This is a genomic window from Thiothrix litoralis (assembly GCF_017901135.1).
GTDB lineage: Bacteria > Pseudomonadota > Gammaproteobacteria > Thiotrichales > Thiotrichaceae > Thiothrix > Thiothrix litoralis.
The window spans coordinates 1062908-1080032 of record NZ_CP072801.1 but is presented as its reverse complement, the minus strand read 5'-3'; the positions used below and the strand labels follow the sequence as shown (position 1 = coordinate 1080032).

At 52.9% G+C, this 17125-nt stretch carries 18 protein-coding genes; 10 read left to right on the top strand and 8 right to left on the bottom strand.

Annotation, left to right across the window (positions count from 1 at the left end; translation table 11 throughout):
* Positions 1 to 19: 19 nt before the first annotated feature.
* Complete coding sequence (tnpC, locus tag J9253_RS05190; protein WP_210223604.1) at positions 20 to 1519, top strand: IS66 family transposase; 1500 nt, start codon at positions 20 to 22, stop codon at positions 1517 to 1519.
* Here tnpC and J9253_RS05185 read toward each other — a convergent pair.
* The 3 genes from J9253_RS05185 to J9253_RS05175 all read right to left on the bottom strand — a co-directional run bounded on the left by J9253_RS05185 (position 1400) and on the right by J9253_RS05175 (position 6206).
* Positions 1400 to 2029: a restriction endonuclease subunit S gene (locus J9253_RS05185; protein WP_210223603.1), complete on the bottom strand. Its 630-nt coding sequence runs from the start codon at positions 2027 to 2029 to the stop codon at positions 1400 to 1402. The two genes, tnpC and J9253_RS05185, sit on opposite strands and share 120 nt — an antisense overlap.
* A gap of 171 nt (positions 2030 to 2200) precedes the next feature.
* A complete protein-coding gene (locus J9253_RS05180; protein WP_210223602.1) occupies positions 2201 to 3367 on the bottom strand; it encodes a Fic family protein in 1167 nt (388 codons plus the stop codon).
* Between the two features lie 97 nt (positions 3368 to 3464).
* The gene (locus J9253_RS05175; protein WP_210223601.1) at positions 3465 to 6206 is read right to left on the bottom strand and encodes a type I restriction-modification system subunit M; all 2742 of its coding nucleotides are present in this window, start codon (positions 6204 to 6206) and stop codon (positions 3465 to 3467) included.
* 156 nt (positions 6207 to 6362) lie between these two features.
* On the opposite strand from J9253_RS05175, the gene J9253_RS05170 reads away from it, so the two are divergent.
* The 7 genes from J9253_RS05170 to J9253_RS05140 all read left to right on the top strand — a co-directional run bounded on the left by J9253_RS05170 (position 6363) and on the right by J9253_RS05140 (position 12590).
* Positions 6363 to 7718 carry an NAD(P)/FAD-dependent oxidoreductase gene (locus J9253_RS05170; protein WP_228291512.1) on the top strand — a complete coding sequence of 452 codons (1356 nt, stop codon included), beginning with the start codon at positions 6363 to 6365 and terminating at the stop codon, positions 7716 to 7718.
* Positions 7715 to 8482: a DUF1365 domain-containing protein gene (locus J9253_RS05165; RefSeq protein WP_210223600.1), complete on the top strand. Its 768-nt coding sequence runs from the start codon at positions 7715 to 7717 to the stop codon at positions 8480 to 8482. The genes J9253_RS05170 and J9253_RS05165 overlap by 4 nt, the downstream gene beginning before the upstream one ends.
* A complete protein-coding gene (locus J9253_RS05160) occupies positions 8482 to 9702 on the top strand; it encodes an SAM-dependent methyltransferase (protein WP_210223599.1) in 1221 nt (406 codons plus the stop codon). Before J9253_RS05165 ends, J9253_RS05160 begins: the two co-directional genes overlap by 1 nt.
* Positions 9699 to 11060: an MFS transporter gene (locus J9253_RS05155; protein WP_210223598.1), complete on the top strand. Its 1362-nt coding sequence runs from the start codon at positions 9699 to 9701 to the stop codon at positions 11058 to 11060. Before J9253_RS05160 ends, J9253_RS05155 begins: the two co-directional genes overlap by 4 nt.
* A complete protein-coding gene (locus tag J9253_RS05150; RefSeq protein ID WP_266097373.1) occupies positions 11050 to 11520 on the top strand; it encodes a DUF3833 domain-containing protein in 471 nt (156 codons plus the stop codon). Before J9253_RS05155 ends, J9253_RS05150 begins: the two co-directional genes overlap by 11 nt.
* A 15-nt stretch (positions 11521 to 11535) precedes the next feature.
* Entirely contained in the window at positions 11536 to 12069 is a 534-nt protein-coding gene (locus J9253_RS05145) for a chalcone isomerase family protein (RefSeq protein ID WP_028490201.1), read from the top strand.
* Positions 12070 to 12143: 74 nt separating this feature from the next.
* The gene (locus J9253_RS05140; RefSeq protein WP_210223596.1) at positions 12144 to 12590 is read left to right on the top strand and encodes a PAS domain S-box protein; all 447 of its coding nucleotides are present in this window, start codon (positions 12144 to 12146) and stop codon (positions 12588 to 12590) included.
* A 7-nt stretch (positions 12591 to 12597) separates the two neighbouring features.
* Here J9253_RS05140 and J9253_RS05135 read toward each other — a convergent pair whose 3' ends face one another.
* Genes J9253_RS05135 through J9253_RS05120 form a run of 4 tightly spaced genes read right to left on the bottom strand, consistent with a single transcriptional unit; the run spans position 12598 to position 14769 of the window.
* Positions 12598 to 13014 carry a nuclear transport factor 2 family protein gene (locus J9253_RS05135; RefSeq protein WP_210223595.1) on the bottom strand — a complete coding sequence of 139 codons (417 nt, stop codon included), beginning with the start codon at positions 13012 to 13014 and terminating at the stop codon, positions 12598 to 12600.
* On the bottom strand, positions 13014 to 13760 hold the full coding sequence (locus tag J9253_RS05130; protein ID WP_210223594.1) for an SDR family NAD(P)-dependent oxidoreductase: 747 nt from the start codon (positions 13758 to 13760) through the stop codon (positions 13014 to 13016). The genes J9253_RS05135 and J9253_RS05130 overlap by 1 nt, the downstream gene beginning before the upstream one ends.
* Positions 13757 to 14311 carry a DUF924 family protein gene (locus J9253_RS05125; RefSeq protein ID WP_228291511.1) on the bottom strand — a complete coding sequence of 185 codons (555 nt, stop codon included), beginning with the start codon at positions 14309 to 14311 and terminating at the stop codon, positions 13757 to 13759. The genes J9253_RS05130 and J9253_RS05125 overlap by 4 nt, the downstream gene beginning before the upstream one ends.
* Positions 14308 to 14769: a DUF3429 domain-containing protein gene (locus J9253_RS05120; RefSeq protein WP_228291510.1), complete on the bottom strand. Its 462-nt coding sequence runs from the start codon at positions 14767 to 14769 to the stop codon at positions 14308 to 14310. The genes J9253_RS05125 and J9253_RS05120 overlap by 4 nt, the downstream gene beginning before the upstream one ends.
* 153 nt (positions 14770 to 14922) lie before the next feature.
* On the opposite strand from J9253_RS05120, the gene J9253_RS05115 reads away from it, so the two are divergent.
* Positions 14923 to 15309, top strand: coding sequence for a thiol-disulfide oxidoreductase DCC family protein (locus tag J9253_RS05115; RefSeq protein ID WP_210223593.1), 387 nt, complete (start codon positions 14923 to 14925; stop codon positions 15307 to 15309).
* On the opposite strand, the gene J9253_RS05110 is transcribed toward J9253_RS05115, so the two are convergent.
* On the bottom strand, positions 15310 to 15822 hold the full coding sequence (locus tag J9253_RS05110; RefSeq protein ID WP_210223592.1) for a lipocalin family protein: 513 nt from the start codon (positions 15820 to 15822) through the stop codon (positions 15310 to 15312).
* Between the two features lie 141 nt (positions 15823 to 15963).
* Between J9253_RS05110 and J9253_RS05105 the strand changes: the two genes are divergently transcribed.
* The gene (locus tag J9253_RS05105; protein WP_210221241.1) at positions 15964 to 17115 is read left to right on the top strand and encodes an RNA-guided endonuclease InsQ/TnpB family protein; all 1152 of its coding nucleotides are present in this window, start codon (positions 15964 to 15966) and stop codon (positions 17113 to 17115) included.
* Positions 17116 to 17125: the final 10 nt, after the last annotated feature.

Here is a 17125-nt window from a genome sequence, read left to right as displayed (position 1 = left end):
TCTGAGCTATGCTTGAAAGATGAACGAGCTAACGATCACCACCGATTTTACTGATATTGCGTTGCCAACCGATTTGGCCACCTCCCAGCAGCTTAACCGTGATCTGCTGACGTTGGTGGTTGCGTTGCAGGCACGGGTAAAACAACTGGAAGCGGAACTGACAGAACTGAAAGAACGCCTGAATGACTCCTCCGCCACCTCCTCTAACCCCCCGTCACGTGACACGCCCGAACAACGCGCCCAACGCGAGCGCAAACCGAAAAGCCCGTTAAAACGCGGCGGTCAGCCAGGACACAGCAAACATGAACGCACCTTGGTGGAGGAATCACGCCTGGATGCTATCCAGCATTACTATCCCGAAGGCTGTTGCCGTTGTGGTGGTCATCTGGTGCTGGAAACCACGCCGAGCCAGCGTCATCAGGTATTTGACCTACCGGAAGTTGCTTATCAAGTAACGGAACACCGCCTGTATGCGGGTACGTGTAGTTGCTGCGGGAAACGTCAGGTAGCCGAGTTACCCGAAGACATCCCCAGCGGGCAGATGGGTGCTGGCTTGATCAGTTGGATCACCCTGATGAACGGGGCGTGCCGCCTGTCCACGCGGCAAATCCAGTTACTGCTGGAAGAACAATGGCAGTTATCCTTCAGTAGCGGTGCGATCAGTGAGGCTACTGCCCCCGTCAGCCGTTGGTTAGCACCCTTATATGCTCAGGCGGGTGATGCAGTGCGTAGCAGCCCGGTGGTAAACGCGGATGAAACCAGTCACTACCGTGGGCGCGAACGTGAATGGTTATGGGTGATGTGTTCGCCACAGGTGGTGTACTTCATGACGCATTACTCACGCGGCAAAGGTGCAGCGGACGAATTGCTGGGAAAATTCAATGGCGTACTCGTGACCGACCAGCACGGCGGCTATAATCACCACCCCAATGAACGACGGCAACTGTGCTGGGCGCACATTATCCGTAAGTTCAAAAAAATAGCACAACGTTACGGGCGTGCAGGCATCTTAGGGAAGCGTTTGCTGCGTCTGGCACGCCTGATTGTCCACTTGCATAACCGCAAGCTCGCAGGTGCTTACTCGGACAGGTTGTACCGGCAACGCATGGATAAACTCCGCGAAGCCTTCCGCCAGACATTGGTAGCAGGTAGCGGCTTACGTCAAGCACAACATCCTGATAAGCCGACTAAAACCGCCAACCAGTGCCAACGCTTACGGGATGATGACCTGATGTTATGGACATTTTTGCGTCATTCCGGTGTTCCTCTGACCAACAATGCTGCCGAACGGGCTATCCGCCCCTATGTCATCTGGCGTAAGACCAGCTTTTTTAGCCAATCTTTCCGAGGTGATCAATTCCGCCCGTTAATACTGACTATCGTGGAAACCTGCAAACGCCTAGGTATCAGCGCTTACCGAATTATCCGCCAAGCGTGTCAGCAGGCATTGGCTAAAAAGCCGGTGACGGTGCGTTTGCCTATTCCCCCTCCGCAAGTATTGAAGGGGGCTGCTCCGTGAACAGTTACCATTGAGTGACGCAATCAGGGCATCGACATCAGAAAGAACGGTAGCGATAGCGGTTTGTTCTTCTTTGGTTGGCGGCGAAGTAATAATTAACTCGTGCAAGTCATTTCGATTAACACCAGGCACGCCACTTTTTCCACTATGGGATTGAAAATCAATGGTCTTCAACAAAAAATAAATAAATAGCGGATCATTATCCTTAAAATCACTAACATATAGAGTGGTATTTAATGGCCAAAAGTCTTCTTCGACAAAAAAGGTTTCACCAATCGTTCCATATCGTCCGGTGACAACTCCATTAGCTTTAGCCATCGCTTTATTATGAAAACCAGAAACACCAGCAGAAGAAATAATTGGTACCTGCCCAACCTTTCTTAACCGACTTGGCAAATCAAAGCCACGCTGCAAGGTCGTAATATTACCTAACGTTTTAACATCCCAGTCTTCGGGGATAATGCCGACTTCGGTTTGTTTGTAGCCTGCGGGAACTTTGATTTCACTCATGGCTTCCCCCTGTCAGTCTAGGAAAAGATGTAACAGGCACTGTCTGTTGAATCTTTATAACCATAAAAGATCGGTCAGGCAGTGTCTGACTTATCTCCGGCAGTAGAGAATATGATTCACTCAATTCGAGACGCAGTGCGTCTTGAATTGGGAATGCAGTAGCGTTTAGTTTCATGCGTCGCCCCCTTCGTTTAGCAGCCGCAGGTATTCAGCGTAGACAAACACCCGATTGCGCCGTTGCCCCGTTAATTCTTCCACAATGCCATGCTGAATCAGGCTATTAACCGCTTTAGTGGTCGTCGGAAAACTTAGCCCACTGGCGGCTGACAATTGTTTGATATTGCTTAAAGGACGATTACGTAAGCTGGTCAACACCCGCAAAGGTGCATGGCTAACACTGGCTGAGCCACTCTGATGCACCCGTTCCCAATCTTGGGCAAAGCATTGGTCGAGGCACTTGGCAGTGTTGACAGCACCTCTTGCGGTGGTAACGACACCTTCCAGAAAGAAATCGACCCACGCCTCCCATTCGCCATGACTACGCACCCGATCAAGTCGCTCGTAATACAAACTACGGTGAGTTTTAAAATACAGGCTCAAATACAGTAGGGGTTGGCTGAGCAAGCCGCCGTGATGCAATAACATGGCAATCAACAGCCTTCCCAGACGACCATTACCATCCAGAAAAGGGTGGATGGTTTCAAATTGCACATGCGCCAGCGCTGCCCGTAACAAGGTTGGCAACCCATCGTTTTCGGCATGAAAAAACTGTTCCAGTGCTGCCATACAACTTTCCAGCTCATGCGGCGGTGGCGGGACAAAACGGGCATTACCCGGTCGAGTGCCACCAATCCAGTTTTGGCTTTGCCGAAACTCACCGGGTAGCTTTTCACGACCCCGCGCTTGCTGCATAAGCTTTTCGTGCATTTCACGTAACAGACGATTGCACAAGGGAAATCCCTCACCAAGCCGCGTCATGCCATGTTCGAGTGCCGCGACGTAATGACTGACTTCTTGAACATCATCCAGCGGCACACCGGGTGATTCCTCCAGTTCAAATAACATTAAGTCAGACAGAGAGGACTGTGTGCCTTCAATCTGGGACGATAACACTGCTTCGCGCCGCACATAGCTATACAAAAAAAGATGGGGGTTCGGTAGTAAGGTGGTAATGCTATCGAGTTGCCCTAAAGCATGGGTAGCTTGTTCCAGTAAGCGTTGACGCGCCCCCGCCAGTTCTAAGGGTGGTTGTGGTGGCAATGGGGACGGTACAAAAGCATTGACGGCTTCTCCACCAATAATACTGGTGTGATACCGTCCAGTAGTGCGTTCGATCATGCTGTTCTTCCAATGGCTTTAATAAGAAATTCAACTATTAAAGATATTGGCAAATTATTTAATAAGAATCCAGTGTTGCGTGTTTGCTTAGCGTGATTCATGCCTTCAACCCCATCGCTTGCAAGTGTTTAGCAACCGTAGCACTGAGTGCGGCGGTTTGTTGTTCCAACGTCGGCAACGGTTGCGCGTAACGCTCGTGCAGTTGCTTCAGGCGGTTGGCGAATTGCTGAATCATGCGCTCGATGTCAGAGCGTACCCGCGCCTCCAGCGTTGCCAGCCATTTCTTATCGACCATCAGCACCTTCATATCAAACTCGTCCAGCTTGCCGTATTGCTCCAGCACTTGCAGGTTGAGCTGCTCCTGCGCCTCTTTGACCGCTTTTTTAGCTTGCCCCTCCGCTTCCAACAATGTCAGCCACGTTTCAATGATTTCAATCTCGGCGACATACTCGGCGGAAGGGTGCGAAATCCGGTGCATCTCGAACAAGGTTTGCCAGTCTTCACGCTGCTGCTTCAAGGTTTTACGCGCCGTTGCTGCCTCAGCAAGTTTCCGCAGATAATCATCCAGCACACGATTTTCCGCCGGAGTGTAGCTATCCGTCAGCCGCTCTTTCACATCCTTGACGGCAATTTTGCCCTTGGCATTTTTGAAGTCCGCCAGCACCGGCTCATCATCCAGCGCACGGATGCGGCTTTCCAACACATCCAAGGCTTTACGCTGGCTGTCGTACTGCGCAAAACCCGCTTTGTCGAAAGCTTTCCACGCCAAATCCTCAGTATCCGCCAGCTCTTTTTCAGCCTCGGCTTTATTGCTGACATCCTTCAATACGCCGTCTTCCCCGCCATGCTCCTCCTGATGCTCAGTGAGGGCTTGCGTCGCATCATCCTGCACCTGTTGCAAGGCATCCAGCGCCGCCTGTTCAGCCGCAAAATAATGCTCAATCACTAACGCAGGCGCGATAAAGTCCATCTTGAACTTTTGCGCACTTTTACCGCTGCCTACCACCAAATCCGGCTTTTCGACATCTTTATCCTTATCATCTTTACGCACCAGACGTACCAATGCAGGCGGCGACCAGCCTTCTAGCGCAAGCATGTACACATCGTCTTGGAAGGTTTCCGCCCAGTAATCCATCAAAATCTGGTAAACCGCGTACTTGTCCAGCAACGGCGCACCCGTAAACGTCAGCAATAAATCTTCGGACAATTCACGGATTTTGTCTTTAGGCTTGACCCCCTGCGACAAGGCTTTCAAACCCTCCACATGCCGCTCCCGCCATGCCGTGAAACGCTGCATCGCCTGATCCGCAAATGCCTGATACTCCTCGCCCGCCAGCATCGTGCGCTTAAAATCCTTGGCAGCACACTGGCTCTGGAAATAGGTCGGGCGTTGGGCATCCGCCTGAAAAAGCTGTTTGCGCAAGCTCGGGAATTGCCGCCAATAATGTTCCAGCAAATCCAGATCACGCTGCGGGATACCGCCGTTCAAATGCGCGTCAAGATCATGAATGTCTTCCGGCTCGGAAGCATCAATGTAACGCGGAATATTCAGGTTATAGCCATTCCCCGCAATCTCCGCCAACGTCACCATGCGGCTATACCGCGCCACTTCTAATTGCTTGGTGAACACATCCACCATCTGGTGAATATCCTGACTACGCAGGCGGTTCTTGTTGCCGTCCTTGATAAAGCCCTTGCTGGCATCCACCATGAAAATGCCTTTGCGGGCGTGGGCATCTTCCTTGTCCAGCACAATAATGCAGGCCGGAATCCCCGTGCCATAAAACAGGTTGGCAGGCAAACCGATAATGCCCTTGATATAGCCCTGCCGAATCAGATTTTGGCGAATATCCGCCTCGGCATTACCCCGGAACAACACGCCATGCGGCAAGATCACCGCCGCCTTTCCTGTGCTTTTCATGGATTTGAGGATGTGCAGCAGAAACGCATAATCGCCGTTTTTGGAAGGTGGCACGCCATACTCAAAGCGCCCGAACGGGTCTTCCTCGACATTCACCCCGTTAGTCCACTGCTTGTTGGAAAACGGCGGATTCGCCACCACGAAATCGAAGGTTTCCAGCGTATCGGCTGATGTCAAAAACAGCGGATTCGCTAAGGTATTGCCCTGCTGGATGTCAGCATCGGCATTTTCATGCAGGATCATGTTCATCTTCGCCAACGCGGTGGTGGCGTTGTCATTTTCCTGCCCATACAGCGTCAGCCCATTCGGAGCTTGATCAGCCACTTTCAGCAACAAAGAGCCTGAGCCGCAAGTCGGGTCATACACGGTTTTGTCCTGAGTCGTATGTGGCGTAATGCCGATAATCTTGGCCAACACCTGCGACACTTCGGACGGTGTATAGAATTGCCCCTTGCTCTTGCCGGACTGCACCGCAAAGTGGCGCATCAGGTATTCATACGCATCACCGAGCAAATCGTCATCGGTAGCGCGGTTGCCACCCAATACCAAGCCTTCAAAAATACCGATCAGCTTGCTCAGGCGGTCGATCATGTCCTTACCGCTGCCCAACTTGTCGGGGTTGTTGAAGTCGGCGTTATTAATAACGCGCTTGAGGTGGTTTTCCTCAGCGAGCTTGTCGATGACCTTCTGCACATCCTCGCCAATATGGGGCTTGCCCTTGAGCTTGACCATATCGGCGAAGGAAGCCCCTTCCGGCACATCAATCAACGAATCTGCCTGCCCCGCCTTGTCGGATACGTATTTCACAAACAACAAGGTGAGGATGTAATCCTTGTATTGGGAAGCGTCCATGCTGCCGCGCAACACATCGCAGCTTTCCCACAGGGAGCGGTAGAGTTCGGTTTTCTTGATAGCCATGCCAGTCCTGCACAATGATGAGAGAGCAAGGAGTATAGCGGTTTGACAGCGCCTTGTTTATGGCTCATTTGCGAAGATAACCCCACAAAAGATTCGCTTTTTAGCAATTTCCTACATCCATAACGCATACTCAGCCGTATAGGTAAGGTACAAGTTATGACAAAGGAAAACGCGGATATGTACAGAAAAAACATTGCCATCATCGGTTCAGGTATAACAGGACTTGCATCAGCATGGCTATTGCACAAGCAGTACAACGTCACGCTGTTTGAAAAGAATAACTACATCGGCGGGCATACCCACACCATCGACGTACCCGAACAGGCTGGCAACGTTCCGGTCGACACCGGCTTTATCGTCTACAATGACCGCAATTACCCCAATCTGATCGGTTTGTTCGCACAACTGGGCGTTGCCACCCGCGACACCGATATGTCTTTCGCGTTTTCACTGAATCAGGGGGAGCTGGAATATTCCGGTTCGAGCTTCGACACCCTGTTTGCACAACGTAAGAATCTGTTCCGCCCACGTCACTGGCGCTTGCTGGCGGAAATCATGCGTTTCAACAAGATTGCGCATCAATTGCTGGCCAACCCGACCGCCGTTCCCGACATGAGTCTGGGCGAGATGCTGGATGCCCACCAGTTTTCCCGCGACATGCGCGAACATTACCTGTTGCCGATGGGGGCAGCCATTTGGTCATGCCCGGTCGATACCATGCTGAAGTTTCCTGCGCTCAGCTTCCTCCGCTTCTTCGCCAACCACGGTTTGATTGATCTCCGTAACCGTCCCCAATGGCGAACAGTTTGCGGAGGAAGTTCTTTTTACGTGCGCAAACTCCTCACGGAAATGGGCGACAAGATCACCTTGCAAGCGGGTGCAGTGCGCGTAGAACGTTCTGCCACCCAAGCCAGCGTGTTCACTGAAACCGAAAAGCACGACTTTGATGCGGTGATTTTTGCCTGCCACGCCGATGAAGCGCTGGCGCTGCTGGCACAACCCACACCCGAGGAACAGCGCATCCTCGGCTGCTTCCACTACGAAAAGAACCAGACCTACCTGCACACCGACGCCAAACTGATGCCGGTGAACCACAAAGTCTGGTCGTCGTGGAATTACCTCGCCACCAGCCAGCCAGCATCACGTCAACAAATGACCGCGAGCTACTGGATGAACAAGCTGCAAGGGTTGAACACCCCCAAGGATTATTTCGTCACCCTCAACCCGTATGAATTGCCGCGTGACGAACACATCATTGCCGAAATGACTTACGAACACCCGGTCTTCGATCAGGCTGCCATGAACGCGCAACCCCAGCTTGCCAGCCTGCAAGGTCAACAACATTCCTGGTTCTGTGGCAGTTACCACCGCTACGGTTTCCATGAAGATGCCCTCGCCTCTGCGGTGAAAATCTGCAAAGACTTCGGCATTACCCCGGTTTGGGTCAACGCACAGGAGACGACTCCTCAACCTGTGCTCCCCATAGCGATGGCTGGGGCGGTAACGCCATGAACACGTTAGAGGCTGCTGCTATCTTCCCCTCCACAGTGATGCACAGTCGGCGTTTTCCTATCCGTTACCGTTTCAGCTATCGCGTTTTTAGTTTGCTGGTCGACATCGACCAGCTCGACGAAGTGGGGCGTAACCCACTGTTTTCCATTAACCGTTTCAACTTATTCAGCTTGTACCAGCGCGATCACGGCGCACGCGATGGCAGCCCCTGGCGTGCGTGGGCGCAACAGCTTTTACAACAAAATGGCATTTTTTCTGCTGATGGTCAAATCCAGTTGCTGTGTTTCCCACGTATCTTGGGGTATGGGTTCAACCCACTGAGTTTGTGGTTTTGTTACGCGGCTAATGGTGACTTACAGGCGGTGATTTGCGAAGTACGCAATACCTTCGGTGAGCACCACCACTACCTGCTACATCGGCACAATCAGGCGCTTGCCCCCATCGTGACTGGCGCCAAGCAGAAGATATTCCACGTTTCCCCCTTCATCGGGATGCAGGCACGCTATGAGTTTTTCATCCACCAACCCGGTGAAAAGCTCAATATCGTGATCCACGAATACGAGGGCGACGACCTGATGCTGGTAGCCACGCAGAAAGGCACACGCCTGCCCTTGACGGCAGGCGTTTTACTCCGCCAGTTTGCGAGCATCCCCTTCATGACCTTGAAAATCATGGTCTTGATCCACTGGCAAGCACTCAAAATCTGGCGTAAAGGCGGAAAATTTCACCGCAAGCCACCCCCACCGACCGAGGAGGTCAGCTAATGAATCTAGAAAACACCCTGACAACCCCGCTTGCCCCAAACTTTGAACATTTGCCCACTTTCAAGCGCTGGTTAATGTCGGTATTAGCACGCATCCGCCACGGCAAACTCACGATTTATCTGGATGGGGAATGCTACGTAGTCGGTGATACGGACGAATACCACGCCACCATCCATATCCATCACCCGATGCGCTTGGCATGGAAATGCCTGACCAAAGGCGATTTAGGTTTCGGACAAGCCTACCTAAGCGGTGACTGGTCGAGTGATCACCCCGCCGATTTGCTGACCTTACTGGTACAAAACTGGCACAAGATCGGTACAACGCTGGATGCTCGCGGGCAATGGTTACGCCTGCCCACCAAGTGGTTGCACCAACTACGCCGCAACAGCGTCAAAAACAGCCGCAAGAACATTGCCCACCACTACGACATGGGCAACGATTTCTACCGCGAATGGCTGGATGGCGGCATGACCTATTCGTCTGCACTGTACACCTCAGCGGAGATGTCGCTGGAACAGGCACAACACGCCAAATACCAGCGCATCCTCGATGAATTGCAGGCACAACCGGGGCAAAGCATCCTCGAAATCGGCTGCGGCTGGGGCGGTTTCGCCGAAGTTGCCGCAGAAGCCGGTTGCAAGGTGCACGGCATTACCCTTTCCAGCGAACAACTCGCGTGGGCACAACAACGCCTCGCCCGCTTTGGCGAGCAGACCCACCTGGAGCTGCGCGATTACCGCCACCTGGAAGGCACTTACGACCACATTGTGTCCATCGAAATGTTTGAAGCGGTCGGCGAAGAATATTGGCAAACCTATTTCGACACCCTGCAACGCAGCCTGAAACAGGGTGGCCGCGCCGTGCTGCAAATCATCACCATCGGCGACGAATGGTTTGAAACCTACCGCGCCCGCCCGGATTTTATCCAACGTTACGTCTTCCCCGGTGGCATGTTGCCTTGCCCTGCCAAACTGGATGCACTGGTTGCTGAGAGTAACCTTAAACAAATCAATCACATTGGTTTTGGTGCAGACTATGCGCATACGCTGGCGGAATGGGACAAGCGTTTCAGCGCTGCCCTGCCTGCCCTGCGCCCGCTGGGGTATGACCAACGCTTTGAACGCTTGTGGCGTTATTACCTCGCCTATTGCGAAGCTGGTTTCAACGAGGGGCGCATTGACGTAATCCAGTTGACCTTGGAGAAACCACGCGCATGAACGCCGCCCATTATCGCCAGTTGTTGTTTTACGGTTTGCCGGGGCTGCCGCTGGCGATGTTGGGCTTGCCGTTGTATGTGTATTTACCGTCGTTTTATGCGCAAAGTCTCGGGCTTTCCCTGACAGTGGTGGGCATGGCCTTGCTGGCCGCACGCGGGCTGGATGTGCTCACCGACCCGCTGATCGGCTGGTTAAATGACAAGGTGCACAGCCGTATCGGGCGGCGCAAATTGTTTATGCTGCTGGGTACGCCGTTGTTACTGGTGGGGCTGGAATACTTGCTGCGCCCCACGGGTAAGGTTGACGGGTTTTACCTGTTCTTTTGGTCATTCATCACCTATATGGGCTGGACGCTGGTCAGTATTCCTTGGCAGGCGTGGGGCGCGGAAATGACCCGCGACTACCACGGCAAGAGCGCCTTGTCCGCCAGCCGCGAGGGCTTTGCCATTCTCGGTACGGTGGTGGTGATCAGTTTACCGTTCCTAACAGGATCACCGGAGGCAGCGACTACCTTGGGGACGCTTGCCAATCTCCTGTGGTTTTTGTTACCCCTGAGCTTATTACCGGCCTTGGTATGGCTGGTGGAACGCCGTCAGGAGCGTCGGTTCGCGCCTTTGCGCAAGGTGGGCAACATCCTTTCAGCACATCCAGCGATACGCCAATTGTTGCCCGCTTACTTTATTAACAGTTTAGCCAATGCCTTACCCGCCACCTTGTTCATCCTGTTTGTGACGCATGTGCTGCAAACCTCGGAACAAGTCGGTGTGTTGCTGATGGTTTACTTTCTCAGTGGTGTTCTTGGTCTGCCGCTGTGGTTGTGGTTAGCCAAACGCCTCGACAAAAGTCGAGCATGGGCATTGGCGCTTATTTTATCGGTCGCCGCGTTTGCGTTTGTGCCGTTTTTAGGGGCAGGTGATGCGGGCTGGTTCATGGTGATTTGTGCGGTCAGCGGGCTGGCGCTGGGGGCTGATGTGGCATTGCCCGCCTCGATGCAGGCGGATATTGCCCAGCAAATGCAGCATCAGGGTAATCCGAATACGGGCTTGCTGTTTGGGCTGTGGGGTTTGTTGACCAAGCTGGCGCTGGCCTTGGCGGTGGGCATTGCCTTTCCGCTGCTGGATTGGGCGGGGTTTGTACAAGATGCCACCACGCAAACCCGCACGACCTTGTGGGGAATGGCGTTGCTCTACGCCGGGTTGCCGGTACTGCTGAAAAGCTGGGTGATTTGGCGGATGTGGCACTTCCCTTTTAGTGAAGTTGATTTTCGGGATTATTGGGAGATGAGTTATGCGAATGCGCTCTATTCTGCTTACCCTTCTGCTCTTCATCGTGAGCGGGTGCAGCAGCATGAAGATTGAAGACTACGCGAGTTTTACACCGCGCTTTGACCTGTTTCAGTACTTTCAGGGGAATACCCGAGGCTGGGGCGTGTTTCAGGATCGCGGCGGTGCGCTCAAACGCCAGTTCGTGGTCGACATTAACGGCGTCATCGACAACAACGGCGAGTTGGTCATGACGGAAAATTTTGTCTGGAACGATGGCGAAAAATCCCAACGAATCTGGCGCATCCGCAAAACGGACGAACACCATTACACCGGGCGTGCCGATGATGTGGTGGGTGAAGCCAAAGGCGTGACTTACGGCAATGCACTGAACTGGGCGTATGACCTGAAACTGCCGGTGGATGGCAAAGTCTGGCAAGTCAGCTTCGATGACTGGATGTACATGCAGCCGGATGGCGTGATGTTGAACCGCGCAAAAATGAGCAAATTCGGCATTACTCTGGGTGAAGTCACCATCTCATTCCAGAAACGTTAGAACAGGAGACAACCCATGCACACACTTACGTCCATACTACTGCTGACGACGTTATTACTAGCGCCGCTCAGTGTTATGGCAAAGCTCCCGGCGGGTTTGAAAACCGTCGGTCAGGGCGATGCGTTTTACCTGAGCGTGATCAAGGTTTATAACGCCAGCTTGGCGGTCGGCAACAATGCGACCCGCACCAATGTGCTGGAGGCCGATGTATCACGCTGCCTGACGCTGGATTACGCGGTGGATTTAAGCGCCGACAAATTCGCACTGGCAGCCGATACTATCCTCAAACGCCAGCATGACACTGCCACCTTGCAAAGCATCAATCCCCAACTTGCACAATTACACAATGCTTATCAGGATGTGAAAGTAGGCGACATTTACCAAATGTGTTACGACGCCAAGCAACAAACCACCCGCTTGCTGCTGAATGACAAACCGTTGACCAGCGTGAAATCAGCCGAATTTGCCAACGTGTATTTCGGGATTTGGTTGGGTGAGAAACAACCGATTACACAGGCGTTGCGGGAAAGTTTACTGAAGGGATTGTGAGTAAACAGTGTACTAGCCGTTTCGACTAACTCCACTTACAATAAGGGATGTTACACTTCGCAGGATTCCACCCAATGGCTGAAACACTCACCACCACAATCCGCCCAGAACTCTTACAGGCGCTGATTGATCATGCCGAACACGGCATCACCATTGCTGAGCGCGAGGGTAATGACACCATTTTACTGTACGTGAACCGTGCCTTTGAGGAATTGACCGGCTATACCTCTGATGAGTGCTTATACAAAGATTGCCGTTTCCTGCAAAACGCTGACCACGAGCAGCCCGAACTCCTGAAAATTCGCACCGCTATCGAGAGTGAGCAGCCGGTACGTGCGGTATTACGCAATTACCGTAAAGACGGCACACTGTTCTGGAATGACCTGACCATTAGCCCGTACTTCGACCGTGAAGAGGGTGTGATGTATTACATTGGCGTACAAAAAGACGTTACCCAAACCATTGCTTTACAAGAAGAACTCGCACGCTTACAAGCACGTTTGGCAGAACTGGAATCCTGATCTGCCTTTACGCCTGCAACTTACCCCGCAACCAACGCATCAGCCACCCCAGTACCGGCAATTTGCTGTAAACATGCTCTGCCGGATCCCAATAATCCACATGCTCCAGCGCCAAGCCTTCTGCATTGAAACGCACCACACTCGTACCGGGGATTTCCCATGCCTCACCCTTCAAGGTCTGAAAATGGTAATCCCAGCGGATAAATAACGTATCTCCCGTCACCGCATGGTCGCTAATCACAAAGCGCGAATCGCGGGTAGTCACAAACATGTGTTCAAAAATCCGCGTAATCGCTGCTAACCCGCGCACATCGTTGAACGGGTCTTTGAAACGCGCATCCGCCGCAAAAATCTCCGCCAAACGTTCCAAGCCATCCGGTGTCAAGCTCGTGAAGGTTTGCAAATAATGCTCCACATGCCCCATTACAGCGCCCCCTTGGTCAGCTTGAAATACAACCAATACGGCAACAACCGCAGCACTTTCAGCAGGTAAACAAAGCGTTTCGGGAAGGCAATTTCAAAATTACGGCGGGGCAAATCGCGCATAATGGCTTGCGCGGCCTCCTCCGGCTCCAGCAAAAACGGCATCTTGAAAGCATTTTTATCCGTCAGCGGCGAACGTACAAAACCGGGGTTAACCACCCGCAACAGCACGCCCCGCGCCTTCAATTCCAGATGCAGCGATTCCGCAAGGCTAATCACCGCCGCCTTGCTGGCACTGTACGGCGCAGATTTCGGCAAACCCCGATACCCGGCAACGCTCGCCGTTAGCAAGATTTGCCCGCGCCCCCGCGCCAACATCAACGGCATGATCGCATCCAGCCCGTTCACCGCCCCCAGATAATTGATGTCACACAACTTGCGGAACAGCTCGATATTGAAATCAGCCAAGGGCATCGGGGTGTAATCCCCCGCATTCAACACGCACAGCTCAATCTCGCCCAACTCGCGGGTAATCGCTGCCGCCGCTTCATGCAGGCTCGGCACATCGGTCACATCCACCGTGTAAGGGTGCAAGGCCGGGTGTTGCGCCTGCATCGCCTGTAACGCATCCAGCCGCCGGGCGCTAATCGCCACTTGCCAACCCGCTTGCGCCAATTGGAACGCCAACGCTTGCCCGATACCAGAACTTGCGCCCACCAACCATGCGACAGAAGGAGATGATTTCATCCGGTAAATGCCTCTTTGGAAGCCAAATAAGCCAATTCATCCGCCGTACTTACCCGCCCCAGCGCGGCATTGCGATGCGGAAAACGCCCAAAGCGCCGTACAATCTCACGGTGGTGGCGGGCAAACTGCGCATTGCCCTCCAGCCCGCTGGCATCAAACAAACGCACTGACTCATCCTGATCCGCCAGATGTTCGCTGTGCATCAAAGGCATGTACAAAAACGCCAGCCTATCTTTGGGTAACTGCTGATCGAAACCTTGCTTAACCGCGTGTTTAGTAATGGCAACCGCTTGCTGTTCCGTGGAAAAACTGCGAGCCTCCCCGCGAAACATGTTTAAGGGGAACTGATCGAGCACGATACACAAGGCAAGGCAACCCTCGGCACTGTCGCGCCACGCACCCCATTCACCAGCGGCGGCGCTTGCCCACAAGGCTTCGTAACGCGCCAGAATGTCCGCATCAATCGCCGGGGTGGAGGCAAACCACTGCTCAGACATTGGCGGCTTGTACCAAAAATCCAGAATATCGGCAGGCGTAATCTTGCTTGTCATGAGACTGCCACTCCCGCTGCGACCAATAGCAGCACCACAATCACCGTCAAATGCAAACGCATTTTCCCGTAGTCCGCCGACAAGCGCTTAAACAGCAACAGCGAATCGACGATATAAGCCAACACCACTAACCCCGCCAACAAGAACAACGCCCATTTAATCGGCAGCAACAAAGAAAACCACGCCAACACACTCGGCACAACGCTAAACAGCAATAACTTGCCCAGATCATGCTCATCCAGCTTATCCTGCATCCCCAGCGCCACGCCCCAATGCACCGCCCCGAGAAAGCTCAGGATAATTGCCGCATACGCAGCCAGCCACCAATCCAGCCGCACATTTTCCAGCCACGGCAAGCTAGACCCCAACAACAAAGCCACGCTCAGCACAGCAAACGGCAACAAGCCGCCGTAACCTAACCACCACATCAATCTGGGCAAGGGACGTTTCGGGTACATGGGAATCTCCTTTTCTGAATTGTCGGTCATAGACAAGATTGTAGTCTGTGTACGGCTATTGTAGAGAAACCGGATAACCACGGTGAGTAATTGAAAAAGCCCCCACCATGCGGAATGCTGACCACACTCTGTTTACCCACAAGGCTATACACCATGAACACCTCGAAAGTGACCTGTTTCCACGATGGCGAATGCCCGATTTGCAACCTCGAAATCAACGGCATGAAAAAACTCGACACCGCAGGCAACATTCAGTGGGTCGACATTACCAAAGACCACGACGCCTTAGCGGCGGCAGGCATCACCTACCAACAAGCCATGGCGCGGATTCACGTGATCGACACCCAACAGCACATGCAAACCGGCGTGCGCGGGTTTCTGGCCGTATGGAAACAACTTCCCTATTACCGCCGCCTCGCCGCCATCGTAGAGCGCGTGCCCTTGCTTATCCCTGTCATGGAATGGGGCTACCGCTTGTTTGCGTATTACCGCTTACCACTGACAGGGAAAAAGCGCTTACCAGCGGATAATCAAGGGTAGTTATTCCTGCTTTACATAAATCAGCTTGTCGGTGGCAAACCCAAGGCTTTTGGCCTTTTCCACCAAGCGCTGTTGCACGGCTGCATCCAGTTGCGGCGTGCGTGACAGAATCCACAAGTAATCGCGGTCATTGCCAACGATCATCACGTATTGGTAATTCGGGTCGAGTTCCACAATGTTGTAACCGCCGTAGAAGGGGCCAAAGAACGATACTTTTAGCTGCCCCACGTCTTTCGATCCCACGAATTTGGCGCGGCCTTCCGCCTCTTCCCACTGCTGTTTGTTGGTATTGTAACCCCGGTTGAGGACACGAATAGTACCATCCTCACGCGGGCTGTATTCTGCTGTCACCTGCTCCAAGCCACGCTCAAAGGAATGGTCAAGGCGGGCAACTTCATACCACCGCCCCAGATAACGATCGACCTGAAAGCCCGCTACCGGGGTAATCCCCTCAGGAACACCCACGCAACCAGCCAACACCCAGGCCAGCATCAACACCAATAATTTTTTCATCAGTCGTGCGCGAGATACCCCTGCCTTTAGGCATGGGGAGGGATAGCGCGTCGGCGACAGCCGACCCTCTTCTCGCTCCTCCGTTTGGTTTGCTATCTTCGGTTGTTGACTCTTCACGAAATATACGATATTTTGTGAATAATGAAAACTAAACGCGCCTACCAATTCCGATTCTACCCAGACCCACAACAAGAAACGTTGCTGGCTCAGACGTTCGGTTGTGTGCGCTACGTTTACAACAGCATCTTGCGTTACCGCACGGATGCCTACTATCAGGCTCAGGAAAAAGTTGGGTACACGAAAGCGAGTTCCCAACTGACTGCCATCAAAAAACTGCCTGAAGCTACTTTCCTGAACGACGTTTCCAGTGTTCCGCTGCAACAATGCTTGAGGAATCAGCAAACGGCGTTCAAAAACTTCTTTGAAGGTCGGGCAAAATACCCTGTCTTCAAATCTAAAAAGCACCGCCAATCGGCTGAATTCACGTACCGCGCGTTCAGCTACCGTGACGGTGAATTGAAACTGGCGAAGTGCGATAAACCGCTGAATATCAAGTGGAGTCAGGCACTTCCGGCTGACCCCACCACGGTTACTGTTTCCAAAGATCAGGCCGGACGCTATTTTGTGTCTTGCTTGTGTGAATTTGAACCCACGCTGTTGCCCGTCACCGATAAAAAGGCAGGCATTGACGTGGGCATCAAGGATTTGTTCGTTACCTCTGACGGTTTTAAATCCGGTAATCCCCGCCACACCGCACAACACGCGGCTAAACTCGCGAAGTACCAACGCCGTCTTGCCAAGAAGACACTCGGCAGCAAGAACCGGTTGAAAGCTAAACGCAAGGTCGCCCGTGTTCACGCGAAAATTTCCGATGACCGTTCGGACAACTTGCACAAGTTGTCCCGCAAACTGATTAACGAGAACCAAGTGGTTTGTGCTGAAAACCTCGCCGTGAAGAACATGATTAAGAACCCAACGTTAGCCAAGCACATTGCGGATGCAAGTTGGGGTGAGTTCACTCGCCAGCTTGCGTACAAAGCTGGCTGGTACGGGAGGACATACGTTGAGATAGGGAGATTCTTCCCGTCCACTAAACGCTGTTCCTGCTGTGGGTTCGTGAAAGAAAACATGCCGCTGGACGTGCGATCGTGGGAGTGCCCCGAATGCGGCACAACCCACGACCGTGACGTGAATGCAGCACGTAACATTTTAGCCGCCGGGCTGGCGGTGTTAGCCTTTGGAGAGAATGTTAGTGGCGATGGCATTTCGGTGTCGTCGTCCTGTTCTCGGTGAATTAGGAATC

Coding starts and splice junctions, on each gene's coding strand:
- tnpC (WP_210223604.1), top strand. CDS start 20: ATGAACGAGCTAACGATCACCACCGATTTTACTGATATTGCGTTGCCA.
- J9253_RS05185 (WP_210223603.1), bottom strand. CDS start 2,029: ATGAGTGAAATCAAAGTTCCCGCAGGCTACAAACAAACCGAAGTCGGC.
- J9253_RS05180 (WP_210223602.1), bottom strand. CDS start 3,367: ATGATCGAACGCACTACTGGACGGTATCACACCAGTATTATTGGTGGA.
- J9253_RS05175 (WP_210223601.1), bottom strand. CDS start 6,206: ATGGCTATCAAGAAAACCGAACTCTACCGCTCCCTGTGGGAAAGCTGC.
- J9253_RS05170 (WP_228291512.1), top strand. CDS start 6,363: ATGACAAAGGAAAACGCGGATATGTACAGAAAAAACATTGCCATCATC.
- J9253_RS05165 (WP_210223600.1), top strand. CDS start 7,715: ATGAACACGTTAGAGGCTGCTGCTATCTTCCCCTCCACAGTGATGCAC.
- J9253_RS05160 (WP_210223599.1), top strand. CDS start 8,482: ATGAATCTAGAAAACACCCTGACAACCCCGCTTGCCCCAAACTTTGAA.
- J9253_RS05155 (WP_210223598.1), top strand. CDS start 9,699: ATGAACGCCGCCCATTATCGCCAGTTGTTGTTTTACGGTTTGCCGGGG.
- J9253_RS05150 (WP_266097373.1), top strand. CDS start 11,050: ATGAAGATTGAAGACTACGCGAGTTTTACACCGCGCTTTGACCTGTTT.
- J9253_RS05145 (WP_028490201.1), top strand. CDS start 11,536: ATGCACACACTTACGTCCATACTACTGCTGACGACGTTATTACTAGCG.
- J9253_RS05140 (WP_210223596.1), top strand. CDS start 12,144: ATGGCTGAAACACTCACCACCACAATCCGCCCAGAACTCTTACAGGCG.
- J9253_RS05135 (WP_210223595.1), bottom strand. CDS start 13,014: ATGGGGCATGTGGAGCATTATTTGCAAACCTTCACGAGCTTGACACCG.
- J9253_RS05130 (WP_210223594.1), bottom strand. CDS start 13,760: ATGAAATCATCTCCTTCTGTCGCATGGTTGGTGGGCGCAAGTTCTGGT.
- J9253_RS05125 (WP_228291511.1), bottom strand. CDS start 14,311: ATGACAAGCAAGATTACGCCTGCCGATATTCTGGATTTTTGGTACAAG.
- J9253_RS05120 (WP_228291510.1), bottom strand. CDS start 14,769: ATGTACCCGAAACGTCCCTTGCCCAGATTGATGTGGTGGTTAGGTTAC.
- J9253_RS05115 (WP_210223593.1), top strand. CDS start 14,923: ATGAACACCTCGAAAGTGACCTGTTTCCACGATGGCGAATGCCCGATT.
- J9253_RS05110 (WP_210223592.1), bottom strand. CDS start 15,822: ATGAAAAAATTATTGGTGTTGATGCTGGCCTGGGTGTTGGCTGGTTGC.
- J9253_RS05105 (WP_210221241.1), top strand. CDS start 15,964: ATGAAAACTAAACGCGCCTACCAATTCCGATTCTACCCAGACCCACAA.